Source organism: Algoriphagus terrigena DSM 22685 (assembly GCF_000429445.1).
Lineage (GTDB): Bacteria > Bacteroidota > Bacteroidia > Cytophagales > Cyclobacteriaceae > Algoriphagus > Algoriphagus terrigena.
This window is the reverse complement of record NZ_AUBW01000005.1, coordinates 162720-188751: the sequence shown is the minus strand read 5'-3', so window position 1 is coordinate 188751 and position 26032 is coordinate 162720. Positions and strand designations below refer to the sequence as shown.

The following is a 26032-nucleotide window of genomic DNA, read 5'->3' as shown; positions in this document are numbered from 1 at the left end:
ACAAAAGGAAGCAAATTTTATTTTCATCTGGCTACAATTTGCTTTTTATTAGCCAGATGGAATGCCCTAAGCTAATCATCCCTCAGTGTGGGGAATTTTTTGTGTGCATTTCTTCCCTATTTTCGCAAAATGATTTCAGACTTGATTCCAGCACTTTCCAAATCCTACTCGATCCTTGAGAACCAGACGCTTAACGTCAAGCCTCTGGGCGAGGGCCTGATCCACGAGACGTTGTTGGTAGAAAACGGAACAGATAAGTGGGTGCTGCAGGGTTTTAATGAGGCAGTTTTTAATTTCCCGGAGCGAATCGACCATAATCTCTCTTTGCTGAGTGTACATGCCAAGACGCATCCGCTGCCTTTTTTACTTCCCCTTCCAATACTCAATAACTCCGGAAACGGACTAGCTGAAATCGAAGGGAAAAAGTACAGGCTTTTTGATTTTGTGAAGGGAACCACGCTCCAGCACGTCAACGACTCCAATCAGGCGTACATGGCGGCACTGGCTTATGGTGAATTTGCAACGTGGGGCAAAGATGTAAGCGGCGACGAAATGCAGGAAACCATTCCAAATTTTCACCGTCTGGATCTTCGCTTCGAAAAGCTGATCTTGGCATCCAAGGATAAAAATAGCCTCAGCAGAGCGGAAATCGAGGTTTTGGACTTTTACCTCAGTCAGGAGCATCTCGTAGACTGGTATCTAAGCCAGTTGGACCGACTTCCCCTTCGCGTCACCCACAACGATACGAAGATCAACAACCTCATTTTCTCAGAAAATCTGGAAAAAGTCGACGCATTGATCGATCTGGACACGCTGATGGGAGGCTTTTTGATGTATGATTTTGGGGATTTGGCGAGAACGGTGGCATGCAGCCTGCCCGAGACTTCTACCCAATGGGAGGCAATTCATCAAATTCCGGAGCTTTTTGAAGAATTGCTGAAAGGCTATTGGGAAGGTGTCAAAGAAATCGCCACCGCCGAAGAGGCGAAGTCCGTACTTTTTGGAGGAGAAATCATGACCCTGATCATGGGGCTTCGCTTTTTCACTGACCACCTGGAGGGAAATATCTACTACCGGGTAGCCTACCCGGAACAGAATTTCCATCGGGCTAAAAACCAGATGATTTTCCTCCAAAGTCAACAGGAAAATAGGGAATTGCTAAAAAATACCTGGGAGAAGGTAACCGGATTGCAGTTTTGATTTCCGACAATTGGTTTCAAATCCTTGGGTTTTGAACGCCTAGGGGGTTAATTTGCTTTTCCCAAAATTCAGCTCACTTGTCCGGAATTTTTGATACCCGAATCGAATACCTCAAAGGCGTCGGCCCACAAAAAGGCGAACTGCTAAACAAGGAACTGAAAATCTTCACCTATGGGGAAATGCTGCAGCACTACCCCTTTCGATACGAGGATCGCACGAAGTTTTTTAAGGTGAGGGAACTCTCCGACGAGCTCGAAACCGTCCAAGTCATCGCCAGAATCAAGAAGATCGAACTCATCGGTATGGGCGGAAAGAAACGTCTGGTCGCACACGTATTTGACGATACCGGGGAGATGGAGATGACGTGGTTCAAAGGAATCCAATGGGTTCAGCGAAAAATTTTGGCAGGTGCGGCTTACATCTTTTTGGGTAAACCTGCACAATATGGGCGAAAATGGAGCATGGCCCATCCAGAGATGGAGCCGGTGACTGCCGCAAACGAAACCCGCAATAATTTTCAACCGGTCTATTCTACAACCGAAAAGCTCAGAGCTAAATTTCTGGATTCGAGGGGAATCTCTAAGATCCTCGAACAGCTGGTTCCCCAGGTGTATTCGCAGATCCCGGAGACGCTTTCACCGGAAATCCTCCAGCAATATCAACTGATAGGGAAACCGGAGTCGATCCGGCAGATTCATTTCCCGACTGACCCTAACCTCCTCAATCGGGCAAGAAAAAGACTGAAGTTTGAGGAGTTTTTCTACCTCCAACTTCGTCTGTTGATGTTGAAAGTGACCCGAACGGAGAAGTCGCGGGGACAAGTGCTCGGCAGCACAGAACTTCTGACCGACTTTTACAAAAACCATATCCCTTTTGAGCTGACCAATGCTCAGAAACGGGTGGTCCGGGAGGCTTTTACAGACATGAAATCAGGCAAGCAGATGAACCGTCTGATTCAGGGTGATGTAGGGAGTGGTAAGACGATGGTGGCCTTCATTTGCATCTTGATTGCAATCAGTTCCGGCGCTCAGACCTGCCTGATGGCGCCGACGGAGATATTGGCCAACCAGCACTATGCCGGGCTGAAGGAATATGCCGACATGATGGGGCTAAAGATTGCGCTACTGACAGGTTCGGTGAAAAAGTCCGCACGCAGGATCATCCACGAGGAGTTGCTCAACGGGGAATTGAAAATCCTGATCGGGACGCATGCCTTGCTGGAGGATGTAGTGCAGTTCCAAAACCTCGGTTTGGCCATCGTGGACGAGCAGCACCGGTTTGGGGTAGCTCAGCGGGCAAAACTCTGGGCGAAAAATGAGGAATATATTCCGCATGTGCTGGTCATGACCGCGACGCCCATTCCCAGGACTTTAGCCATGACGCTCTACGGGGACCTGGACGTGTCGGTCATCGATGAACTCCCGGCCGGAAGAAAGCCCATTCAGACCGTCCATCGCTACGATAAGGATCGACTGAAGGTCTTTGGATTTATCCGCGAGGAAATCAAAAAAGGTCGGCAAGTCTACATCGTGTATCCACTGATCGAGGAATCTGAAACATTGGATCTGAAGAATCTGATGGATGGGTATGAAAGCATTGCGCGGGCTTTCCCGCAATATCCCCTCAGCATCGTCCATGGAGGAATGAAATCCGATGCGAAAGACTACGAAATGCAGCGGTTCGTAAAAGGTGAAACGAAGATCATGGTGGCCACCACCGTCATCGAAGTGGGAGTGAACGTCCCGAATGCTTCGGTGATGATCATCGAAAATGCCGAGCGGTTTGGCCTGTCTCAACTTCACCAGCTGCGGGGTCGTGTCGGGCGGGGAGCAGAGCAAAGCTATTGCGTGCTGATGAGCAAGTACGAGCTGTCGAAAGACTCACGAATCCGGCTGGATACGATGGTGCGAACCAACGATGGATTTGAGATTGCTGATGTGGATCTCAGGTTGCGCGGGCCGGGAGATCTGATGGGGACTCAGCAAAGCGGAATTACCGACCTGCTGATCGCTGACCTGAGCAAGGATGCGCCGATTCTTACCTTGGCAAGAGATGCTGCTCAGCAGCTTTTGGCAAATGACCCGGAGCTGACCCTACCTGACAATTCCCCGATTTTGAGACAGATCAGGCAGCAAAAGAAGACGGCGGTGAATTGGAGCCGGATTTCTTGATGGATTGTAATATTTCAAAATTTGAAAATTGAAAATCCGCCAAGCGAGCCTCAGAGCCTGCGGATCGACACGTAGCGATGAAGTGCTATTTTTTCTTTTTGGAAAATAGACCGCCCATCCTTCTAAAAATCTGTTTCTCTTTCTCCCAGAAAAAACTAAACTGGCCGAAGATAAATCCATAGATCAGCAGAATGATCTGGTAGAGGGGCAATACCAGCAGCAGGTATAATACGGTATTCAGGAATCCCTGACCCCCGCCGCGCTCCACTCCAAAAAAATCAAGAATCGGATTTTTGATAAACAAGATCGTAAATCCGGTACAGGCAAAAACCACCAAAACCAACACTACTTGAAGCAAACTTTTCAGTTTCCACTTGGTCTGAAGTCGCTGAAGAAATCCGGGTTTTCCGTTTTGGTCTAGCATCCTTCAAAAGTAATAAGAAACAGTCTAAATAAAAGAGCCGGACGAATCCGGCTCCAAATTTTAGGAAACTTTCATGTGTGAGACGATCAGTTTTTCAACTTAATCCCAGACAAAGACACCTTCATTCAGGTTTTTAAGTGCTTGAACTTTGTATTGCGCATCTACCAGAATCGACACATTGTGTCGGCTGCCGCCATAGGAAACCATCCGAACGGGAATCTCTGTCAGGGAATCCATCACCGATTTGATCGCACCTTTGGTCTCAGACACCATATTTCCGACCACGCAGATGATGGTCTGATTTTGATCCACTTCCACAGTGCCCAAAGTCTGAAGCTCAGCCAAGATCTGACTCAGGTGAGTGAGATCGTCGATGGTCACCGATACCGCCACTTCGGACGTGGTGATCATGTCGATAGGCGTTTTGTATTTTTCAAAAACCTCGAAAATCCTTCTTAAAAAACCGTAAGCCAGGAGCATCCGACTAGACTTGATCTTGACAGCAGTGATCCCGTCTTTGGCGGCAATGGCCTTCACGCCTGTCGTCTCTACGGTCTCTTTGATCAATGTGCCATGGGCAGTCGGTTCCATGGTATTGAGTAACCTCACGGGTACGTTGTACAATTGCGCCGGCCAGATGGAGGCAGGATGGAGGATTTTCGCGCCGAAGTAAGCCAATTCAGCCGCTTCGTCAAACGACATCTCGGCAATCGGACGGGTTCTGTCTACGACTCTGGGGTCGTTGTTGTGCATGCCGTCGATATCCGTCCAGATCTCGCAGACAGACGCTTTGATGGCTGCAGCTACAAGCGAAGCCGTGTAGTCGCTTCCGCCACGCTTTAGGTTATCGACTTCGTTGCGGTGATTTTTACAGATATAGCCTTGAGTGACGAACAATCTTCCATCCGGATTTTTGGCCAAGATCGCCGTCAGCTTTTCAGAGATTTTGCCCAATTCTGGTTCTGAGTTCTCGTCGATACTCATGAAATCCAAGGCAGGAAGAAATACCGCCGGGATCTCCAGTTCTTCCAAAAGGGTGTAAAATAATTTGGTAGAAAGCAGTTCTCCCTGGGCAAGAATGTCACGATTGATGGCCTCGTTGAAGGAGATTTTCAGCAGGATATTTAGAAACTCAAAATGCTCCCGGATAATCTCTTCCGCTTTGGCCTGAGCAGGTGCAGTTTTCAGCAAAGCTGGATAGAAAGCCAGGTAATGCGCATGCAGCGCGTCGATGCGGGATTTAGCCAAATCTTTGTCTGCCGCCGCAAGCGCTTCACCGATTCCCACCAGACCGTTAGTTGTTCCGGAAAGCGCGGATAAAACCACAATCGTCGGCTCATCGCCGCGGGTTACCAGGTCTTTCACCTGATGCATGCGTTCAGGACGGCCCACAGAGGTGCCGCCGAATTTCATGATTTTCATAGGGTCTATTAATAGGTTTGTAAATTAAAATCCAAGCATCTTGATGGCGGTGATCGCTGCTTCGTCGCCCTTGTTGCCGTGCTTCCCGCCGGCGCGATCCATCGCCTGCTTTTGGGTGTTGGGAGTCAATACCCCAAAGATCACCGGCTTGTTGTACTTCAGGGATACATTGGTGATCCCGTGAGCCACCGCGTCACAGATGAAATCAAAATGGCGCGTTTCGCCCTGAATCACACATCCCAGACAGAGTACTGCGTCTATGCTCTCATCCTGCGCGCACCACTGTGCGGCAAGTGTAAGCTCAAACGAACCCGGCACATTCTTACGGATGATGTTTTCTTTTTTTGCTCCATGCTCAAGCAAAGTCTGATAAGCACCGGAGAAAAGTGCTTCGGTTACTTCCTCGTTCCATTCGGAAACGACAATTGCGAATTTTCTAGCACTGATGTCCTGGATATTTTTGGAGCTGTGCGCGCTGAGGCTTTTGAGGGCAGTTGCCATGAAATTTTGATTTTTGGGAGGGATTGAAATAAAAAAAGAGTAAGACCGGTCGGCCTTACTCCTCTAATCATGCGGTACACACCGGCATTACTTAGCGGCAAGGCCTTCTAAGCGAGCTTTGTGTTTTCGTGCAGCAGCATATTCGAATGACTCGTAGTATTTTTCCTCAATCTCGGCATAGGTAGCAATTGCGTCTGCCACCTTACCTGACTCTTCCTGCGCTACGGCAAGTTTCGCCAAATATTTAGGAGTAGTGTATTTGTTCTCGTTGGTGCGCGCCGCCTTGGTGTAGCTGGAGATCGCTTGGTCAGTGTTGCCCAATTCAAGATTTGCATCACCGATCAGGGAATAAGCCTTGGACTGTACGAGGTAGTCATCCGAGGAGAAATCCTCCAAGTGAGTCAATGCGTCCTGGAAGTTTTTCTGAGAAAGGTAGATAGACCCGATGTAGAAATGCGCCAGATTCGCAGCGTCAGTTCGAGGATAGTCCTCAACCACGGCCAGCAGGCCTTTGTTGATTCCGTCACCGTTCAATGCGAAGTCAACGCTGTCTTGCTCAAAGAAATAGACCGCCTGAAACATCTCCGCCTGCGCCTTTTCGTTTTGGTTTTGGGTGTTGATCTGGAAGAATAGAATTCCGCCAATCAGGATTACGGCCGCAGCCAATACGCCACCCAGCACTTTTGTATTTTGTTTCAGAAAAGCCTCGCCTCTACCGATTCTCTCTGCGATTTCTTCTGGGTTTTCCAAAAGATCGTGATCAGCTGCTTTTCTTGTTTGCTTTGTTGCCATGTTACTCAAATTTCGGTCGCAAATATACGGTTTTTATCAAATACACAAGTATTCATAAGAAAGCCATGAAATCGGAAAGACTTCATGGCTTTCAATTGATTCAAACTTGGTTTTATTCCATTACAAAAGGATAATCCTCCTGGACGTAGACGTCTTTGAAAGCGTCTTGTCCATCAGGCCAAGGAGATTCTTCGGCAAACTTCACTGCATCGTCCACCTGCTTTTTCACCTTCTTGATGATGGCGTCGATTTCCTCTTCAGTCATGATCTTGTTATCTCTGATCGTAGCCAATACCTGCTCGATCGGATCACGCTGCTTGTATTCTTCAACCTCTTCTTTGGTGCGGTATTTCTGCGGGTCGGACATCGAGTGTCCTTTGTAGCGGTAGGTACGGAACTCCAGCAAGGTTGGCCCGTCGCCTCTTCTCGCTCTGTCGGCAGCTTCAGATACCGCTTCATGGATCGCTTCCACGTTCATGCCGTCTACCGGAAACGATGGAATATCGTACGCTTCGCCGATCTGATAGAGCTCAGTCACATTGGAAGTACGTGCCACGGACGTTCCCATCGCGTAGCCGTTGTTTTCGATTACAAAGATCACTGGGGTTTTGTAGAGCATCGCAAGGTTCAATGATTCGTGAACCGCACCCTGACGGACAGCTCCGTCACCCATGTAGCAGATCGCCAGATTTTTGGTGCCTTTGTATTTTTCAGCCCAGCCGAGACCCAAGCCCATTGGTACCTGCGCACCAACGATCCCGTGACCGCCTGCAAAATTTCTTTCCTTGTCAAAGATGTGCATCGAGCCGCCTTTACCTTTGGTGGTGCCGGTAGCTTTGCCATACAGCTCAGCCATGATCGCGCCCGGATCAGTACCCAATCCCAGTGGGTGCGCATGACAGCGATAGGCAGTGATCCACTTATCGTCTTTGGTCAAAGCACTGATAGAACCCGAAGCGCAAGCTTCCTGTCCAATGTAAAGGTGGCAGAATCCACGGATTTTTTGCTGACCGTAAAGTTGCCCCGCTTTCTCCTCAAACCTCCTCATTAAGAGCATGCTTTCGTACCAAAAGCTGTAGGTTTCTTTCGAATATTTTACTTTGGACTTGGTCGCTGCAGTTTTCTTTGCCATATCGTAATGATCAAAATATGCTATTTTAGGCCCCAAATATAGTAATCCAGACCTAAAAATCAGGCTACTGTTAAAATAATTACCGCTGCATGCATCTGGAGTCCGTCGATTTAATCCAGTTTAAAAACCACCTGAAAACCACCCTGAAGTTTAGCCCACAGCTGAACTGTATCATGGGCTTGAACGGCAGTGGCAAGACGAACCTCTTGGATGCAATCCATTATTTATCGCTCACCAAAAGCGCCGTCCAGAGTAGCGACTCCTTGAACATTTATCACGGGCAGGATTTTTTTGCAATAAAGGGCGCCTTTAGTTTGATTGATAGGAAACTGGAAGTTCGATGCACATTCGAGGCAGGGAAAAAGAAACTGATTTACCAAAACGGCAAAGCGCTGGACAAAACCAGTGAGCACGTTGGACTGATTCCACTCGTCCTGATCGCTCCCGACGACACCGAGCTGATCAAGGGCGGGAGCGAAGGAAGACGGAAGTTTTTTGATGGGCTGATCTCCCAGCTCGACCATCCCTACCTCGATCAGCTGATTCGTTACCATCACTTTTTGAAGCAGCGAAACGCGCTTCTGAAGCAATTTGCCGAGACTGGGCGACGGGATCTGACACTCTTGGGGAGCTATGATCAGGAACTGATCCGGCTGAGCATGATCCTGGCAAAAAGGCGACAGGCGCTGATGGAGGAGATGGCGCCTTCGTTTCAGGACCATTACGCAGACATTGCCAATGGCCAGGAGGAAGTGGCGGTCAGTTATGAAACGGAGGCTTTGAGACCCGACTTTGAGGCCTATTTTCTCAGCCTTCGGCAAAAGGACTTGGCCACTAAAAACAGTAACGCGGGAATCCACAAGGACGATTTTGAGTTTAAAATCGGCACGCATTCGATTCGAAAAATCGGCAGTCAGGGTCAGCAAAAATCTTTTATCATTGCTTTGAAGCTTGCCCAGTTTCAGATTTTTGAGAAGACAAAGGGAGAAAAACCGCTCCTCCTCCTCGATGATATCTTCGATAAGCTGGATGACGAGCGGATCGCCAAGCTGATGGCATTGATCTCCGATCACGCGTTTGGACAGATCTTCCTCACGGATGCGAGACCTGAGCGGTCCAAAAAGATCTTGGGAGAACTGGACGCGGAGGTGAAGTTTTTTGAAGTGGAAAAAGGGGAGGTGAAAGCATCGGGCCTGAACTCCTAAAAATTTGACGGGATTTTTTTATAGATTTAAAAAGTTGAAATAGGTGAAGAAGTCAAGCGGAAGAATCATTTTGCTGAAATGTACGTTTCTGATTTCCAGACCAAAATACAAACGGAATGACCATAATCATTGGAAAAAACAACGCGAAAGAGGTTTCCAAGATCCTAGCTGAAAAGATAAAAGGTCAGAAAAAGACCGGAAATCTCGCAAAGCATTTTGGGAAACTAAAGAGAAAAATTGATGGTCTAGCTTATCAACTAGCCACTAGGGAAAATGAAATTTGACTTCATTGCAGACACCAATTTTTTGATCTATGTACATGAAGGGAACCAAATCACTGAGCCGTTTTTACAGTTCAATTATGGAGTTTCATTTATCACGGAAGTAGAGTTGCTGGGCTTCAATGGGATAAGCAAATTGGAGGAAGAAAAATTAAAAGAACTTTTGGATGACTGCTTTTTGATCGAATGGAATACCAAGATCAAAGAACAAACTATCGCATTAAGAAGAATGCATTCCCTTAAGCTTCCCGATGCAATAATTGCCGCCACCGCTTTCGTTTACGGAGTTCCGCTGGTAACAGCAGACAAAGCGTTTTCCAAAATCGAGAAGCTGGATTTGATTTTGATTGAACTTTAGAAGCACACGATACGGCGGATCTCAAAGCTGCTAGCATTAATCTCCGATCACGCGTTTGGACAGATCTTCCTCACGGATGCGAGACCTGAGCGGTCCAAAAAAATCTTGGGAGAACTGGATGCGGAGGTAAAGTTTTTTGAAGTAGAATTGGGTGTGGTTAAAAAGTAAAAAAGAGGCCGAAGCCTCTTTTCTTATTTCCACAGATCCGCCGGATATTCTCCGTTGTCATGAAGCTTTTTCAGGGCTTCGATCACTACAGGCTTGTCCTCGGTGTAGGTCACTCCAAACCAGACTTTGCCACCTTCCAGGATCTCGAAAGCTGCTTTATCAGCTTTGATCAAGTTGTTGGCTACCGTCGGGATGTAAAATTCTGACTTCAGGTTGCTCAGATTCGCAGGAAGGAATTCATTCCACATCTGCTCGATATCTGCGAAAACGTCCTGGTGAAAGCCCCAGAAATTCATGCTCACAGGGGTGCCTTCAGCGATTTCAAGTATTTCGTTTTCTCCTTTGCTGACGATTTCCTCTCCCTCTCGGGCGATGGACGTCCGCTCGACCATACCGATCAGTTGGCCTTTTTCATTGGTCTCGCAGACACCTCGGCTGACTGTTCCGTTTTCGGAAAGCACATTTTGGATCGCGTAGCCCACCATGGCGTGGAGGTTAGGTTTGACGTCCGACGAAAGAAATTTTCCCAACACGTCAAACGCCTCTTTTCCATAAAAATCGTCGGCATTGATCACCGCAAAAGGTTCCTTGATCGCGTCTTTGGCGCATAGCACCGCGTGGGCAGTGCCGAAGGGCTTCACTCTTTCTGCCTGCTTCAATTCTGCAGGAACAAAACTGTCCAGGGACTGGATCACCCAGTCCACTTCAATCTTGCCCTGGAGTTTTGGTAGGAATTTCTCCTTGGCAACTTCCAGGATTTCATCTCTTACAATGAAAACCACCTTGCCAAATCCGGCACGGATTGCATCAAAAATCGAGTATTCCAAGATGGTTTCCCCGTTGGGGCCAAATCCATCGATTTGTTTGTTTCCTCCGTACCGACTGCCCATTCCGGCGGCCAATAGCAGAAGCGTTGGTTTGTTAGTCATAGTCTTTATATTAAAGCGAAGACAAAATTAGATTTTTATCGTCCCTAGGCAAATCGTCGGAATTATCTGGCCTTCGTAGTGTTTTCCGGTGAAAAACGAAAAAACGATACTGTATATTCGTTATTCCGATATTTTTTAACACCACTATTTCAGATTTGGGCAATTATTTTCCGTTTAGTGGTATTTTTTTTAGCCTTTTTCTGACCATTCTTAATTTTTGTCTTACTTTCATGCCATAATCTCAAAAAACCACTTAATCTATTGTGAAAAATGAAAAAAATAGAAGCGATCATCCGAACCTCTCGATTTGATCAAATCCACAATTGCGTCTCTAAGCTGGGTGTCAAATTCCTCTCCTTCTCCGAAATCAAAGGAATGGGCTTCGAGCACGCAAGACTGGAAATGTATCGGGGAGTTGCTTACGAGCCCACCTACATCCCACGTACCAAACTGGAAATCGTAGTACCGGACGAAATTGCCCCCTCCGTGATTCAGTGCATCCTTTCCGAAGGCAAAACTGGCGAAGTCGGGGACGGAAAAATCTTCGTCTACGATGTCTTGGAAGCCTATCGAATCCGAAACAACGAGACCGGCGAAGCTGCTCTTTAACGACCTATTGAACACCACCTCACCTATTTAGACTCATGGAAGAAATACCTGTATCTGACCTTTTCACGGTCAACAACCTCTGGATGATGATTGCCACGACGATGGTATTCCTCATGCACCTTGGATTTGCCACACTGGAGGCAGGCCTTACCCGCTCAAAAAACACCGTTAATATTCTCTTTAAAAATACCATTATCCCCGCCATCGGGTTGTTGACCTACGCCATCGTAGGATTCAACCTCATGTATCCAGGAGCTGACTTTGCCGGAGGTTTCTTCGGTTTTGCAGGATTTGGACTGAGCCTGCCAGAGGGATGGGATACTAGCAATTATAACGCTGGCTACACCTATTTTACTGACTTCATCTTCCAGGCAATGTTCGCTGCGACTGCGGCTACGATTGTGTCGGGAGCAGTGGCTGAGCGGGTTAAACTCGGCCCATTTATCACCTTTTCGATCTTGTATGTCGCGTTCATCTATCCGATCGTAGGCATGTGGAAGTGGGGCGGAGGATTCTTGGCCACACTGGAGACTCCATTCTACGACTTCGCAGGATCGACGATTGTACACTCAGTTGGCGGCTGGGCAGCCCTGGTAGGCGCCTACCTCTTAGGCCCAAGAATCGGTAAATACACGCCTCAGGGTATGAAAGCCATGCCGGGACATAATCTTCCCATGGCAACCATCGGCGTATTTCTGCTTTGGTTCGGCTGGTTTGGGTTCAATGGCGGCTCTGTATTGAGTGCTGATCCAGGATTGGTGTCCAGAGTGTTTGTCACCACTTGCTTAGCTGCAGCAGCAGGAGCGATTGGGGCATTGGTGGTATCTTACTTGAAATTCAAAACCTACGACATCACGATGGTGCTTAACGGTATCCTGGCCGGACTGGTCGGGATCACTGCCGGAGCTGATCAAATGGGTGTATTTGACTCGATCCTCATCGGAGCGATCGGTGGAGCACTGGTCGTATTTGGGGTAGTTTTATTTGACAAAATCAAAATTGATGATCCGGTAGGTGCCATCTCTGTCCACCTGATTGGCGGCGTATGGGGCACTCTAGCAGTGGGGCTATTTGGCAACCTGGCCGGTATGGATCAAGTCGTTTCTCAGCTGATCGGAATCGGTGCTGTCGGTGTTTTCTGCTTTGCTGCAGCTTTCCTGATTTTCTTTACGCTTAAGAAGACCGTAGGAATCAGAGTCGACGAAAAAGAAGAAATCGAAGGCTTGGACATCAATGAGCACAGCATGCGTGCCTACCCGGACTTTGCGTCTAGAGATTAACTTTATTACAATCAACCACCAACCCAAAAGCCCTGAATGTAAGAGTTCAGGGCTTTTCTTTTCGGCTAGTAGGCCGGCCTAAAATGACGGTTGAGGATGAGCTGATGACTCAAGCCAAAGGACTCGTAGCACCAGTCTCGAAATTCTTCCAATTCATTCGGGACAAGGTAGCGAAGGCCTTTTTTCAATTCTCGTTCAAACAAATACGTACTAAAGCTAACTTTTTGCAAAATGGTCTTTACATATTCCAGCATGGCCATCATGATTTGGTTTTATTAACTGTTTTTAAGCAAGGAAACGAGGGCTTTTCCCAAGATGTTACGTTATTTTTGGAACCCCTAAGTATAGAATAATCCCTATTTTCGCGTCTATGTCCAAAACGATGCACCGTCTCGCTTTCGTATGCCTTTCCTTCTTTCTGGTGAGTTTTTCATTGGCACAGGATGTCAAGATAGAACTCGGCCCGAGTGAAATAGGGCTAAATGAGACGTTTACGATCAAAGTCACACTTGCAAACGACAAGATCAAATCCTATGACCAGTTTCCTGAAATCCCCGGATTTCAAAAACAGGGCATCTCCCAATCTTCGGCCATGAACATCATCAACGGACAGATGAGCAGTTCAAACAGCATCATTCAATATTACAAACCAGCCCGGAAGGGCCAGTTTACCTTAGGCAGCTTTTCAGTGCTGATCAATGGCGAATCTTTCAGCTCTCCCGGAAAGTCAATCACGGTCGGCGACGCCTCCAGCAACCAAGGATTCGGGGCAAATTCAACCGATCCTTTCGCAGAGTTTTTTGGACGTACCGACGAAGAACCCGAATATGTCGAACTGGACGATGATGCCTTTTTTGCAGTGTCGGTGGACAAAAAGGAGATTTTCGCAGGGGAAGGATTCAACCTGAATATCGCCTTCTACATGTCGGAACAGAACCGGGCGCCCTTTGAATTTTACGAGCCGGGCAAGCAGCTGGACGCGATCCTCAAAAAACTCAAGCCCAACAATGCTTGGGAAGAAAACTTCAACATCACCAACATCCAACCCGAAATAGTTGACATTAATGGCAAGAGATGGATGAGGCATAAAGTCTACGAGGCCTCTTTCTTTCCTTTTTCCGAAGGGACTATCGAAATTCCAACAGTTCCCTGGGAGATGATCAAATATCGAATCGCAAAGAATCCAACTTTCTTTGGCGCAAATCGCCAGGAGGATTTCAAGACGTTCTACTCCGCACCCCAGACGATCACGGTCAAGCCACTTCCTCCCCATCCGCTCAAAAATGAGGTGAGCGTCGGTGTCTTTCAGCTCAGAGAAAATATCACCAATCTGGAAGTCGAGACCGGTCAGGGCTTCGAGTACAACTTTGGGATCAGCGGCGTCGGCAACATCAATTCCGTTTCCCCTCCCAAGCGATTGACCGGCACCAATCTCAATACCTTTGACCCAAATGTGCGCCAGCAGATCAACCAGGGCTACGGCCGGGTCTCGGGGATCAAGGAGTTTAATTATTACATCACGATCAACGAAGCGGGGAATTATGAGCTCGACGATCACTTTCAGTGGATCTATTTTGATCCGGTGAGGGCTGTCTATGATACGCTGATGCCTCAGGCCAAGATTGTAGTTTCGGGAGAAAGCAAAGTCAATCAGGCGATCTCCGGACAGCGGCTTGGAGGGATCTACGACAAGATCGATTCTGAAAGCAATCAGTTTTCAAACGAGCAATATAAATACTACTTTACGACCGTAATCAACCTGCTCCTGCTGGGTGCAGTCGCCCTGCTCGCGGTTTTGATAATCAAGAAAAAATAATGGGAAATTCATTTGGCAAGCTTTTCAAAATCACCACGTTTGGTGAATCACACGGAAAAGCTTTGGGCGCTATCGTGGAAGGCTGTCCGGCGGGGTTGGTATTGGATGAGGAGAAGATCCGTCTGGAAATGCAGCGTCGAAAGCCCGGCCAGTCCAAGATCACCACCCAGCGCAAAGAAGAAGACGAAATCGAAATTCTTTCCGGGGTATTTGAAGGCAAGACCACAGGCACCCCGATCGGCATCGTGATCCAAAACTCCGACCAAAAAAGTAAAGACTATTCCCATATCGCGGACAAGTTTCGCCCTTCACACGCCGATTACACTTACTTCGAAAAGTACGGCATCCGTGATTACCGTGGCGGAGGTCGCTCCAGTGCGCGGGAGACTGCAGCCAGAGTGGCTGGAGGTGCTGTCGCAAAGCAGTTTTTGGAAGCAAAAGGGATTAGCGTGCAAGCGTTCGTTTCTCAGGTTGGCGATTTGACGCTGGAGAAAAGTTACACTGAACTCAATCTGGATCTTGCCGAGGAAAATATTGTCCGATGTCCTGATCCGGAGATGGCCGAGCAGATGATCTCCTTGATTGATGTGGTTCGGCTGGAGCGGGATACGATCGGAGGAGTAGTTACCTGTGTGATCAAAAACACGCCTCCTGGCCTGGGTGAGCCGGTTTTTGATCGGCTTCATGCCGAGCTGGGCAAAGCGATGCTCAGTATCAATGCCGTCAAAGGCTTCGAATACGGTAGCGGCTTCGAAGGCGTCAAGATGAGAGGCTCGCAGCACAACGACACCTTTGTCAAAGAAGGTGGTCAAGTCCATACACTGACCAATCACTCAGGAGGAATCCAAGGCGGGATCAGCAACGGCGAGGACATCTATTTTAGAGTGGCGTTCAAACCGGTAGCCACGATCATGCAGGACCAAGAATCACTCAACGAAGCCGGTGAAACCGTCACTGTCAGCGGAAAGGGGAGACATGATCCCTGCGTAGTCCCCCGCGCGGTACCGATTGTAGAGGCTATGGCTGCGCTGGTGATTGCGGACTACCTTTTAATAGCCAAGACCAATAAACTTGCAGAAATATAAACCCCGATATACATTGAAAAAATTAGCTCTACATACTCAGATCATCATCGGCCTGGTTCTGGGGTTGGTTTTTGGGTTAGTGGTCATCAAGACCAATATTCCCAATTCCTTCACGCTGGACTTTATCAAGCCGATCGGCACGATCTTTATCAATGCGTTGAAGATGATCGCAGTCCCGCTGGTGCTTTCCTCTCTGATCGTGGGGGTGTCCAACCTTGGGGACGTGTCCAAACTTAGCCGTATCGGGGGCAAGACCATTGCGATTTATCTTTGCACCACCGTCTTAGCCATTACCATAGGATTGGTTTTGGTCAATGTATTTCAGCCTGGGACTAGCCTTCCGGCGGAAACCAGGGAAAATCTCATGACCCTGTATCAAGGCGACGCAGGCTCCAAAGTCGGTCTGGCTGAAGAAATAAAAGAACAAAGTCCCCTGCAACCGGTCATTGACATCGTTCCTGAAAACATCTTTGCTGCCACCACAGACAATGCAGCAATGCTCCAAGTCGTATTTTTTGCGCTGATTGTGGGAGTCGCATTGCTGAAAGTGCCAAAGTCAAAGGCCGATCCGATTATTGTATTCTTTGACGGTTTCAACGATGTGATCATCCAGATCGTCAATTTTATCATGATGGTCGCGCCCTATGGTGTCTTTGCACTCATGGCATCACTGATTGTCGAGATCGCTGGAAACAATCCGGATTCTGCCATTCAACTGCTTTTGGCTTTGTTGAAATATAGCCTGGTCGTATTAGGAGGACTGTTTATAATGGTTTTTGCAGTTTATCCTTCGATTTTGGCAGCCTTTACCAAAGTTCCCTACAAGGATTTCTTCAAAGCCATCCGTCCCGCCCAACTTTTGGCTTTTACCACTTCATCCAGTTCCGCTACTTTGCCAGTCACGATGAAGCAGACAGAGGAGGAAATCGGTGTATCTGAAAACATCTCCAGCTTTGTGCTGCCACTGGGTGCTACGGTGAATATGGACGGCACGAGCCTTTACCAGGGTGTGGCAGCGGTATTTATCGCGCAGGCCCTCGGCATGGAATTGACCTGGACACAGCAACTGATGATCGTACTGACGGCGACTTTGGCCTCCATTGGCTCGGCTGGTGTGCCAGGTGCCGGATTGATTATGCTGATTATTGTGTTGGAATCTATCCAGGTCCCTGCAGCCGGGATAGCGCTAATCATTGCTCCTGACCGAATCCTGGATATGTTTAGGACTGTCGTCAATGTGACTGGGGATGTGGTTGTCTGTACCGTGGTCGCAAGTACGGAGGGTGAGCTTCCGGAGGGATTGATCCGAAAAAGCAATCCTTTCACTGCAAACGAAAGCGTGCAAGAATAACGGAAACAGAAAAGCCCGGATTTGGCTCCGGGCTTTTTTATTCAATACTGATCGGTGAAAACCTCTTAGTAGTTTTTCAGGAAGTCAATCAAGCGATCAAACTCCGCGTCTGTAATTGCGGGGAAATTTGCGATACGAAAGCTCGTTGGCTTATGTGGTCCGTACCCACTTCCGAGTTGCATTCCTCCCTTTTCGGCCGCTTTTTTCACCGCCGAAATCAGCTCCTCGGTTCCTGCCACCGCCATCACTGTGGTACTTCGGGTCTCAGCATTGTCCACCAGCATCCTGAATTTGTCCGACTGGGCGATGGTGTTCTCCAACTTGGACATTCGAGCCCTCAGACGGGCGTCGACGTGCTGGATTTCTTCCAGATCTTTCAAAACACGGTTCAGCAAGTAAATCCCAAAGACATTTGGAGTGTAGTGGGTCTGGTAGCCAGCCGCGTTTTCCAACATAAAGCTTAGGCTGTTGTATCTGCCCTTTTCACCCTTGCGCTGGGATTTTTCGACGGCTTTTGGAGAGAGGATCAAAAAACCCAAACCAGCCGGAAGACCGAAGCATTTTTGCACCGAGCCATACCAAATATCTGCAAGCGCAAAGTCCAGCTCGATTCCCCCCATCGACGAAGTAGTGTCCACGGCAATCATCTTCTCAGGAAATTTCTCTCCAATCGCTTCCAAGACCGACATCGGAACTTGAGTTGCGTTTGCCGTTTCGTTTTGGGTGACGGCAATCAGATCAAAATCCTCGCTGATTTCCAATCCGGCTACGTCCACCGCCTGATTGGCGTCGAGCTTCAAAGCTCCGGTAGCGGGAATGATGTGTTTGGCAAACTCCACCCATTTTTTCCCGAAGGATCCCGAGTAGATATGAAAGCTCGCCTGCTCCACGATGGACTGGGTGATGATCTCCCAGTTTTCAGTAGCGGAGGAGGTGAGCAAAAGCTTGTAATCATCCGGCATGTGGAGCTTGTCCCGCATCAGCTGCTCAGTCTCCTGATAGAGATGCATGAACACTCCACTGCGGTGATTGGCACTGAGGATCCCCTGATCGTAGGCGTCCTGCATGTATTTTGGTAGCGCGTCGTAAACCTTAGACGGGCCGGGAGCAAAGGTGATCATAGTGCTGGAGTGTGGAGAAAATAAGTAATGCCAAGTTCGTAACCCTTGAGTCCCAAGCCGGATATCATGCCGACACAAGACTTGGAGATGATGCTTTTATGACGAAATTCTTCGCGCTTGTAGATATTCGAAATGTGGACTTCCAACGTCGGTGTGGTCACTCCCGAGATCGCATCGGAGATCGCCACCGAGGTGTGGGTGTAGCCGCCTGCATTTAGCAAGATGGCGTCGAAGGTGAACCCGACTTCATGGATTTTGTTGATCAACTCGCCTTCTACATTGCTTTGATAATAGTGGAGTTCGACTTGGGGAAAGCGTTTTTGCAGTTGCGCGAAGTAGTCTTCAAAAGATTCGCTTCCGTAGATTTCCGGCTCTCTTTTACCCAGCAGATTTAGGTTGGGGCCATTGATGATTTGGATTTTCAAGGCATTTTAGGTTTAAAGCTTTGGCTCAAAGTTAAGTAGTCCCTCGAAGCATTCAACTTTTCTACTTCCATTCTTTTATTCGGAAAAGGTAGGCCAAAGTAAACTCCAGATTGGTTGAGCCCATGTCATAAACTCTGTCTTGGGACTCTGGATTGGTGAAATCATAGGCAAACCGAACTTCACCCGAGATAGTACTTTTCCCAAAAAGCTTAGAAATTCCCGCTCCAGCCGTCAGTCCGTACATCAACTTATTGGGATTGTCCGTGGATCCGCCGTAGGTCGGCAATTCGGGTGGCGTCGCTCCCGAGTACTCCCGGGTGATATCTTCCGCTTTCAGTAAAACTCCCAAATGTGGACCGAACTTGATCTGAAAGCGGCCTGACCTTCCCGCAAAAAAACTGGCCAACAGAGGCATCTTGAGGTAAGTCAGCTCTGTGTGATTGAGGTGTTCTTCCTCAGAAAACTGCCTGAACCCAAGTGTCAATTGCTGAGCGTTGAATTCAACCCCGGCATTTTTTGCGTTGAAATACTCCACTACGACCGCAAAGGTCGGTGCTCCGATTCCGTCCACTGAAGTGCTTCGTGTTGAGGCGGTTCCCTGGTAGCTGTAGCTGGACGTGGCATATCCTCCTCTGATTCCTACGCTGAGCTGCGCAAAAGCACCCAACGGCAATGTCAACAGAAAAAAGGAAATCAGAATTTTATTCATTTCCAAAAATAAGGGAATTCGGACAACCGGTGCTACTTCTTATTGAGGATAAAGGTTCCGGTGATGATTTCTCCATCGATCCCGAGACCTCTCACCTCCACCACGACTGGCCCTTCCGAGTCGTTAGTATAATACGAAACGGTCACTTCACCTTTTTCGTCTGCCACCAGATAAGGATTCCAATACAAGGTCTGTCGGTCGTCTTTTTCCACTTTCTCAGTCGATTGCCCATAGTCCACCGCCACGAAATTCCCCTGAGGCTGATAGCCTTGCACGACAAACTCCTTCATTCCTGGTTGACCGGACAGATCACCCATCCCAACATTGTCCTTGAGATAGACGGAGATGACACCATTTCGCCCCTGATCGCCCAGCATCGGAGCCATACGAGTCACGACCTCGACCCGATCAATGTCGAAGGGATTGATTCCCCTGAGATTATCCGCCGCCGATGCGCCTCCGGCAGCGCCCATGATGGCGCCATTGAGCATGACCAAGGGCTCCATGCTGCCCCCGCCCGACACTGCCCCTCCACGGATTCGGATCTGTTGCTGACCGGTCGCTCCGACCTGAGTCACTCTCATACTTGGCACATGCCCGGCCAGGCTGCTGACCAGATCGGAACTATTACCTGTTTTCATGAGGTCTTCTCCCGGCACCACGAAATCTGGATTGCCATAGATCGCAGGCTTCCCGCCCGGACTGTTAGCAGCTGGGCTCAGGGCTTCCATTTCCTCGACGACCGGCGTCCTTACCGGCGTGGCTAGGATGGTTATCTTTGGGAAAAAGGCATCTGCAGGAAGCGCCACCGGAGCTCTCAGCGGCACATCCAATTCCACATTCAGCGGTTTCTCTTTCTTGTCCATCGCGGAAAATGCCAACTTCATCGGTCCGTAGAACTCCAAGTCGTTCAACAAGAACGAACCATCGCCCGAAGACTCCAGGTCAATCATTCCTTGGAAATCATTGACGAAGGCAGTCATCGCCGCAGACGCTCCCTTGCCTTTCTCATCAGTCACTTTGCCCGCCAGGTGGAGGCTTTTCTCGATCGGATACGAGAATCGATCCAGTCCGAGCGTCTCTGAGATACCCTGTAGATCCAGCGCAGCTCCCATTTCCAGACTTCTCGCCACGGGAACCAGCTGTCTCGCATCCCAAGCTCCTACTGAGAGCGTCGCGGGGATGGCTTTCCCATTCCTGCCACTTACTTTGAGGGTGAGAGTGACCTTTTCTCTCGGACCAAACTGTTCCTTGTCAGAGCGGAGAGCCACTCCTTGCGTTGACCAAGATGTCGCAGCTTCGTCCGGAGCGATCCGTTTGTAGGGATCCAGAATGGTCAGCGTCTGGAGAAAATACTGATTGGGGCCGTAATTGCGCATCCAGTTGGTATAGGCTCGGAGAAAATACTTTTCCCCATCCATCGAATCCGGCAGATAGAAGTCACCCACGACGATCCCATCCCTGATCTGGAATTTCTTTTCAATGACCAGGTCTCGGTCCATGCCGATCACCTCCACGTAGAGCACCTTGCTCAGCTCATCCCGCAGGTAGGGATTGCCGTAGGCAAAATATCCTTTAAAAAAGACTTGGTCTCCCGCATAATAGTAAGGTTTGTCGGTGTGCAGGTAGACTTTTTCCTGGTAGTTTTTAGCCGTCTTGGCCACGTCTTGGAGCATAATCGCCTTTTCTGCATCGTAATCCAGCGGCAAGAGGTTGGAGATGCGCTTGCGATCCATGTCTCCGGAAAACACCAGATCCTGCGGATTCATCACCGTGCCGTTCTCACGGACTTTCACTTTGCCCCCGCTGACTTCCAGCCAAGAGACCGGATAGGGCGCGTCTTTGTAGGTGTTGGCCTGTGCATAACCCTTCTGATAGTGGATCTCGATCCGGCCTTTGAGATTGATGAAAAATTCTCCCGGAGGAGTGGTGGGAGTGACAAGTGGATCAGACTTATAGGGCACGACTGATTTGCCCAGTTCGTTGGCAAAGATGTCCGATCGCATGTTCATAGTGGCAGATCCGCCTGCCTTGTCTCCGTAGAGGTAAAAGCCCTCCTGCTCCTGGCTCCCGCTGAGAATCGCTCGAAACATATTCATAGGCGACTTGCGATACACGTCTGCCCGGTTCTTTTCCCAAGTCGATTTTTGGATGTCAGATGTCGGAGCCAATTCTTCAAATCTCGCCGCTCCGGCGATCCGATAGTTGGTAGGAGAGTCAAAAAACTCCTTAAGGTTAAAGGTAATTTTGTATCCCAGATACTGGTTTTCGATCTCGATTGGCTGATCGGCTTTGGCGGTAAAAGCTCCTTTTTCCGAAGCTGCAGGAAAATCGATCACCCATGGGTTCAGAATCTGAGTCTGGGCAGCAGCCTCATCAATGCCGACGAAGAGATTTTGAAATTTCCGCAGATCCCGCTCCCAGTTTTTGTCCCGCGAGGCTTGGATCTCCACATCACTTAGATCCTGCGCAAAGGGCTTCAGCGCAAGATTGAGCGTAGCAGTCCCGCCCGGATTTAGGGTCAATTTCTTGGTTTCTGCCACGTAGCCCATGAAAGAAAATCCAATCTCCACAGCGCCCGGTTCCAAACCGGAGAGGGTGAATTTCCCGTCCATATCTGTGGCCGTGGAGATGGTGGTGTTGTTGACGAATACGCTGCAAAAAGGAAGTGTCTCGCCTGTATCGGCGTCTTTCACGACACCGGTGACCGTGCTGGTTTGGGCGAAAGATTGAATGGAAACGAGTAGAAAAACGATGATCAAAAAAGTAGTTTTCCCCATTTTCGCCGGTTCTTTAGAATTGAACTCAAGTATATGAAAAAAGCTCCAATCAGGAGCTTTTAGTTTTGTTTATTCAGGCAAGAATTCAATCTTCCTTAAGATCATCCCGATCCTTCAGTTTCTTGTCCTCCACATTTTTGTTGAGAAACTCATTGATCTTGTCAATCGGAAAACTTGACGAAATCTCACCAAAGGAATTGATCTCCATCTTGAAGCCTTTCAGCTCATCGTGAACCCGAGGATCGGCTTCTTTCTTCTTTTTCTTTGTCATCTTATGCTACAATTGTCAAAGTATTTAACGCAAATCGGATTCTTTTGGCCACTTCTGAAGTACCCAAGATAGCAAAAACCTCCATCAAATCCGGGCCTCCGCCCATTCCAGTTACAGCCAAACGAACAGCCTGCATGACTTTGCCGAGTTTGATCCCAGCAGATTCGGCTGTGCTTTCGAGCAAAGACTTGGCAGTCGCTGCGTCGAAGGCCTCTTCGAAGACGTCCAATGCTGTGGCATAGTCGCCCAGCAGTTTGGCGGCATCTGCATTCCATTTCTTGGCGGCTACGTCTTGGTCAAACTCCGTCGGTGCGCTGATCAAAAACTTACTTTCTCTCCACAGATCCGCCGGAAATGTCACCCGTCCTTTGACAAGATTCAAGATTGCCTCGACCTTGTCGCCGGGCACTTCCAAGCCCTCCGCTTTTGCGTCAGCTGTCAGGAAGTCGACCAATTCGGAGTTGGGCTTGGTTCTCAAATACTGCTCGTTGTACCACTTGGCTTTGGCGATGTCGAATTTGGTTCCGGACTTGCCGATGCGCTCGACAGAAAAAGCTTCCACCAACTCGTCCAAGGTGAAAAGCTCCCGCTCATCGCCAGGATTCCAACCGAGGAACGCAAGGAAATTCAGAAAAGCATCTGGCAAATAGCCGCCTTCACGGAATCCAGAGGCTTTTTCACCCGAGAAAGGATCAACCCAATTCAACGGAAAAACCGGAAAACCAAGCTTATCCCCATCACGTTTTGAAAGCTTTCCGTTGCCGTCAGGCTTCAGCAAAAGTGGCAAATGCGCAAAAGTGGGCATGGTGTCCTCCCAGCCAAAAAACCGATAAAGCAACACGTGAAGCGGCGCAGATGGCAACCATTCTTCGCCACGGATCACGTGCGTAATCGTCATCAAATGATCATCGACGATGTTGGCCAGATGATAAGTAGGCATCCCGTCGGACTTCATCAACACCTTGTCGTCGAGGGTACTGGAGTGTACCAACACCCAGCCACGGATCATGTCATTGAGCCGCACTTCCTCGTTGCGGGGAATTTTGACGCGGATGACATAGGGCTCGCCAGAGGCAAGACGCGCTTTCACTTCCTCAGCAGGGAGCGTCAGCGAATTCTTCATCTGCGTGCGGGTGATGCTGTTGTATTGTGGAGAGACGACGCGGGCGGCAGTGAGGCGCTCACGCATCGCTTCCAACTCCTCGGAAGTGTCGAATGCGTAGTAGGCGTGGCCTTTTTCCACCAAGTCCAGCGCATACTGCATGTACATCGCCTTGCGCTCAGACTGGCGATAAGGGCCGCAGTCACCCGGATTCCAGGGACTCTCGACAGGGGAGATCCCCAGCCATTCGAGGGATTCCTTGATATATTCTTCAGCACCCGGTACAAAGCGGGTCTGATCTGTATCTTCAATTCGCAGGAGGAATTTTCCTCCCATTTTCTTGGCAAAAAGGTAATTGTAAAGCGCGGTGCGGACGCCGCCAATATGCAGTGCGCCTGTCGGGGAAGGGGCGAATCGTACTCTAACTTCTCTGCTCATGGGTATCTCGTGTCAGCTAAAAACCCCGAAATCCGGGGCGTGGTTTGGTCAAATCAGGGGGCAAAGATAAGGAAATGTTCCTGAAGGGGATTGCAAAGACGGCAATTTGGAGATGCTTGATTAAGCGGGTTCACTTTGAAAATCTATGCTGCCGACTACGTGAAAAAAAGTGCCCGACTAGTCCACAAACTTCACCGAGTTCATCAAATGAGTCATGTCGATCTTAATGTGTTCGATCACGGGAGCCAGAGAGTCGTTTTTCATTGCGGTATTGAAATACAACGCTCCCCTGAGGAAATGACGCGTGGAGTCAGTGACAAAAAACTGAAACTGAGTCGGTACTTCTCCCGACAACTCGGCCACGACGGCCGTGTAGCCATGCGGCGTCACTAATACTCCTTCCTCGATCCCGTAGGCTTTTATCTGATGCTTTGCCGTCAGCTTGAAGGCATCGTTGGACAGGGTTTGGAAATCGGCTCCGTCTTCGCCTATTTTTTTGTAAGTGAGATGGACTTTTGCGCCGAAGTCTTTGTAGTTCAGATTGATCCAGGCTTTTTCTTTCAAGTTAAAAGAATCCGCCTCGACGCTGCTGGCTTTCGCAAAATCCAACTCATAAGGATAGTCGCCCGAAAGGCTGTCGTAGGAGTGATTGGGAAGGTCAATCTTGTTGTAACCGGTCGGTTTTGGCAGCCATGTATTTTCACATCCGGCTAAGACCAAGAGGAGAAGCGGCAAAGCCAACAGTTTCATATCGAATCTCGCTTTCTGGATAATCATTCTGGCGTATGACACTTTCATCATGCTCGATTTCATCATGGTCAAAATTAGGTTTTCCATTTGAATTGAACTTGGAATAGAAGAACTTTAACAAAAAACCAAAAACACTGACCCATGAAAACTACGATCAAATTTACTTTCGCCGCGCTTTTCTCTGCGACGATGATGCTTTTCGCCGGTCTGGCGGAGGCCCAAACCACCAAAGAGGAATTTTTGGCTAAATGGGAAAATGGCAAACAATTCACGCTGGATGTGCTGGACAAAATGCCAGAGACGGAGTTGGACTTTAAGCCCGATCCGGAAGCCATGTCATTTAAGGAGCAAATTCATCACATCGCAGAATCAATTGTCGGCATCTCCAAAGGATTCCTCAAGGGAGCGGACGATGCGCCAGCGATCGAACTGGCGACGGCATCCAAAGCTGACTTGGCAAAATTTGTGGCCGCCACCTATGACTATGGCACAGCGACCGTGAAAGCGCTCAGTGATGCTGACGCGGCCGAGAAAATCGAGGTTTTCGGTACTACTACTGTATCCAGAAGACAAGTGGAAGCGCTGCTGATGGATCATTGCACGCATCATCGCGGTTCGGCCATCGCTTACCTTCGTTTCAAGGGAATCGCCCCTCCTGAGTTTGTTGGATTCTGATTCTGGTCGTAGGAAAACGAAAAAAGCTAAAGCCAATCAAGGCTTTAGCTTTTTTTGTTTTAGAGCATCTGAGCAATTATTTCCCTTTGCCGCCGATCATTGTTCCGACTGTTTTGAAGATGATCTCAAGGTCGGTCAGGATACTTACATCCTCCAGATATCTCAAGTCGACTCTCATTCGCTCGACCATTTGATCTACACTTTCGGCATAGCCATAATCGACTTGACCGATTGAGGTGATCCCAGGCTTCAGTGCAAGGAGTTTCCAGTAAGCCGGCGCTTTTTCGGTGATTTGTCGGATAAAGAACGCCCGCTCAGGTCGAGGGCCTACGATGGCCATATCGCCTTTAAGTACGTTCCAGAATTGCGGCAACTCGTCCAAATGAGTCTTTCTCATAATATTTCCCCAGGGAGTAATCCTAGGGTCGTCGTCGCTGGTCGTCTGCGGGCCGTTCACTTCGGACTTCACGATCATGCTTCTGAACTTGTAGATGTAGAATGGAATACCATTTCGACCGATCCGCTCTTGCTTATAAAAGACCGGCCCGGGAGAGGTAAGTTTGGTAATCAGCATCACGGTAAGGAAGATTGGGAGTCCCAGGAGCATGACCACGCTGGAAAACGCAATGTCGAAGCTCCGCTTGACAAATCGTGTGGTGATCTCGATCCCGTCGAAGATAGCCTCCCTTACGGTGTCTGACGATACACGGTACATCTCTATGAAAGTCGGAAGAGATGATTGTCCTCTGTACTCCGTGAGTACATATTCTTGGTTTTGATTAGATCCTGCCATCGTTAAAAGAATTTATTGTGGTAGTTGGTGATTGCTAAAATCCAATTAACATACCATGACCTACCGGGGGCTGGAATCGCGGGTTCTTTTGGAAGGAAAAGGCAGAGAATTTTAGTGGTAAAAGCCTCAAAAAGTTCGAATGGATGCGCTGAAGGGTCTTTTTAAAAAAATATCCAAATATTTGTTAACTGATTTCTTTGTACGGCTGGCGAAGAAATCGCTGTGCGGCACGTTCCACACATTG

25 protein-coding genes are annotated in these 26032 nt (G+C 48.7%); 11 read left to right on the top strand and 14 right to left on the bottom strand.

What is annotated here, in order from left to right:
• Positions 1-129: 129 nt before the first annotated feature.
• Together G459_RS0105010 and recG are read left to right on the top strand one after the other, a co-directional pair.
• The gene (locus tag G459_RS0105010) at positions 130-1200 is read left to right on the top strand and encodes a phosphotransferase enzyme family protein (RefSeq protein ID WP_026966653.1); all 1071 of its coding nucleotides are present in this window, start codon (positions 130-132) and stop codon (positions 1198-1200) included.
• A 77-nt stretch (positions 1201-1277) separates the two neighbouring features.
• A complete protein-coding gene (gene recG, locus G459_RS0105005) occupies positions 1278-3371 on the top strand; it encodes an ATP-dependent DNA helicase RecG (RefSeq protein WP_026966652.1) in 2094 nt (697 codons plus the stop codon).
• Between the two features lie 85 nt (positions 3372-3456).
• Here the strand turns inward: recG and G459_RS0105000 are convergent, their stop codons facing one another.
• The 5 genes from G459_RS0105000 to pdhA all read right to left on the bottom strand — a co-directional run bounded on the left by G459_RS0105000 (position 3457) and on the right by pdhA (position 7642).
• Positions 3457-3795 (bottom strand): DUF6787 family protein, encoded by a 339-nt coding sequence (locus tag G459_RS0105000; protein WP_026966651.1) that lies wholly within the window; start codon positions 3793-3795, stop codon positions 3457-3459.
• Between the two features lie 99 nt (positions 3796-3894).
• Positions 3895-5217, bottom strand: coding sequence for an aspartate kinase (locus G459_RS0104995; protein WP_026966650.1), 1323 nt, complete (start codon positions 5215-5217; stop codon positions 3895-3897).
• A 24-nt stretch (positions 5218-5241) separates the two neighbouring features.
• Positions 5242-5718: a 6,7-dimethyl-8-ribityllumazine synthase gene (gene ribH / locus G459_RS0104990; protein WP_026966649.1), complete on the bottom strand. Its 477-nt coding sequence runs from the start codon at positions 5716-5718 to the stop codon at positions 5242-5244.
• A gap of 87 nt (positions 5719-5805) precedes the next feature.
• Entirely contained in the window at positions 5806-6510 is a 705-nt protein-coding gene (locus tag G459_RS0104985) for a tetratricopeptide repeat protein (RefSeq protein WP_026966648.1), read from the bottom strand.
• Between the two features lie 112 nt (positions 6511-6622).
• The gene (gene pdhA / locus G459_RS0104980; protein ID WP_026966647.1) at positions 6623-7642 is read right to left on the bottom strand and encodes a pyruvate dehydrogenase (acetyl-transferring) E1 component subunit alpha; all 1020 of its coding nucleotides are present in this window, start codon (positions 7640-7642) and stop codon (positions 6623-6625) included.
• Positions 7643-7731: 89 nt separating this feature from the next.
• On the opposite strand from pdhA, the gene recF reads away from it, so the two are divergent.
• From recF to G459_RS0104960, 3 genes are all read left to right on the top strand, one after another.
• Positions 7732-8847, top strand: a complete 1116-nt coding sequence (gene recF, locus G459_RS0104975; RefSeq protein ID WP_026966646.1) for a DNA replication/repair protein RecF — start codon at positions 7732-7734, stop codon at positions 8845-8847.
• 116 nt (positions 8848-8963) lie between these two features.
• The gene (locus G459_RS29790; protein WP_157373280.1) at positions 8964-9131 is read left to right on the top strand and encodes a hypothetical protein; all 168 of its coding nucleotides are present in this window, start codon (positions 8964-8966) and stop codon (positions 9129-9131) included.
• The gene (locus G459_RS0104960) at positions 9121-9486 is read left to right on the top strand and encodes a type II toxin-antitoxin system VapC family toxin (RefSeq protein WP_026966645.1); all 366 of its coding nucleotides are present in this window, start codon (positions 9121-9123) and stop codon (positions 9484-9486) included. Before G459_RS29790 ends, G459_RS0104960 begins: the two co-directional genes overlap by 11 nt.
• Before the next feature lie 191 nt (positions 9487-9677).
• Here the strand turns inward: G459_RS0104960 and G459_RS0104950 are convergent, their stop codons facing one another.
• Complete coding sequence (locus G459_RS0104950; RefSeq protein WP_026966644.1) at positions 9678-10583, bottom strand: nucleotidyltransferase family protein; 906 nt, start codon at positions 10581-10583, stop codon at positions 9678-9680.
• 270 nt (positions 10584-10853) lie between these two features.
• Here G459_RS0104950 and G459_RS0104945 point away from each other — a divergent pair, with 270 nt between their 5' ends.
• From G459_RS0104945 to G459_RS0104920, 5 genes are all read left to right on the top strand, one after another.
• Complete coding sequence (locus G459_RS0104945) at positions 10854-11192, top strand: P-II family nitrogen regulator (RefSeq protein WP_026966643.1); 339 nt, start codon at positions 10854-10856, stop codon at positions 11190-11192.
• A gap of 35 nt (positions 11193-11227) precedes the next feature.
• Positions 11228-12472: an ammonium transporter gene (locus G459_RS0104940; RefSeq protein WP_026966642.1), complete on the top strand. Its 1245-nt coding sequence runs from the start codon at positions 11228-11230 to the stop codon at positions 12470-12472.
• Positions 12473-12854: 382 nt separating this feature from the next.
• Positions 12855-14288 carry a BatD family protein gene (locus tag G459_RS0104930; RefSeq protein WP_245588128.1) on the top strand — a complete coding sequence of 478 codons (1434 nt, stop codon included), beginning with the start codon at positions 12855-12857 and terminating at the stop codon, positions 14286-14288.
• Entirely contained in the window at positions 14288-15373 is a 1086-nt protein-coding gene (gene aroC / locus G459_RS0104925; protein ID WP_026966639.1) for a chorismate synthase, read from the top strand. Before G459_RS0104930 ends, aroC begins: the two co-directional genes overlap by 1 nt.
• Positions 15374-15386: 13 nt before the next feature.
• Complete coding sequence (locus tag G459_RS0104920) at positions 15387-16724, top strand: dicarboxylate/amino acid:cation symporter (RefSeq protein WP_026966638.1); 1338 nt, start codon at positions 15387-15389, stop codon at positions 16722-16724.
• A 65-nt stretch (positions 16725-16789) separates the two neighbouring features.
• On the opposite strand, the gene G459_RS0104915 is transcribed toward G459_RS0104920, so the two are convergent.
• From G459_RS0104915 to gldD, 7 genes are all read right to left on the bottom strand, one after another.
• Positions 16790-17845, bottom strand: coding sequence for an aminotransferase class V-fold PLP-dependent enzyme (locus tag G459_RS0104915; protein ID WP_026966637.1), 1056 nt, complete (start codon positions 17843-17845; stop codon positions 16790-16792).
• A complete protein-coding gene (gene aroQ / locus G459_RS0104910; protein WP_026966636.1) occupies positions 17842-18270 on the bottom strand; it encodes a type II 3-dehydroquinate dehydratase in 429 nt (142 codons plus the stop codon). Before aroQ ends, G459_RS0104915 begins: the two co-directional genes overlap by 4 nt.
• A 61-nt stretch (positions 18271-18331) precedes the next feature.
• Positions 18332-18979, bottom strand: a complete 648-nt coding sequence (locus tag G459_RS0104905; protein WP_026966635.1) for a porin family protein — start codon at positions 18977-18979, stop codon at positions 18332-18334.
• A 32-nt stretch (positions 18980-19011) separates the two neighbouring features.
• A complete protein-coding gene (locus tag G459_RS0104900; protein ID WP_026966634.1) occupies positions 19012-21759 on the bottom strand; it encodes a TonB-dependent receptor in 2748 nt (915 codons plus the stop codon).
• Between the two features lie 85 nt (positions 21760-21844).
• The gene (locus G459_RS0104895) at positions 21845-22030 is read right to left on the bottom strand and encodes a hypothetical protein (RefSeq protein ID WP_026966633.1); all 186 of its coding nucleotides are present in this window, start codon (positions 22028-22030) and stop codon (positions 21845-21847) included.
• Between the two features lies 1 nt (position 22031).
• Positions 22032-23570 (bottom strand): glutamate--tRNA ligase, encoded by a 1539-nt coding sequence (gene gltX, locus G459_RS0104890; RefSeq protein WP_026966632.1) that lies wholly within the window; start codon positions 23568-23570, stop codon positions 22032-22034.
• Positions 23571-23747: 177 nt separating this feature from the next.
• The gene (gene gldD, locus G459_RS0104885) at positions 23748-24320 is read right to left on the bottom strand and encodes a gliding motility lipoprotein GldD (protein ID WP_026966631.1); all 573 of its coding nucleotides are present in this window, start codon (positions 24318-24320) and stop codon (positions 23748-23750) included.
• A gap of 141 nt (positions 24321-24461) precedes the next feature.
• Between gldD and G459_RS0104880 the strand changes: the two genes are divergently transcribed.
• Entirely contained in the window at positions 24462-24995 is a 534-nt protein-coding gene (locus G459_RS0104880) for a DinB family protein (RefSeq protein ID WP_026966630.1), read from the top strand.
• Between the two features lie 76 nt (positions 24996-25071).
• Here G459_RS0104880 and G459_RS0104875 read toward each other — a convergent pair whose 3' ends face one another.
• A complete protein-coding gene (locus G459_RS0104875; protein WP_035455188.1) occupies positions 25072-25788 on the bottom strand; it encodes a sugar transferase in 717 nt (238 codons plus the stop codon).
• Between the last annotated feature and the right edge of the window lie 244 nt (positions 25789-26032).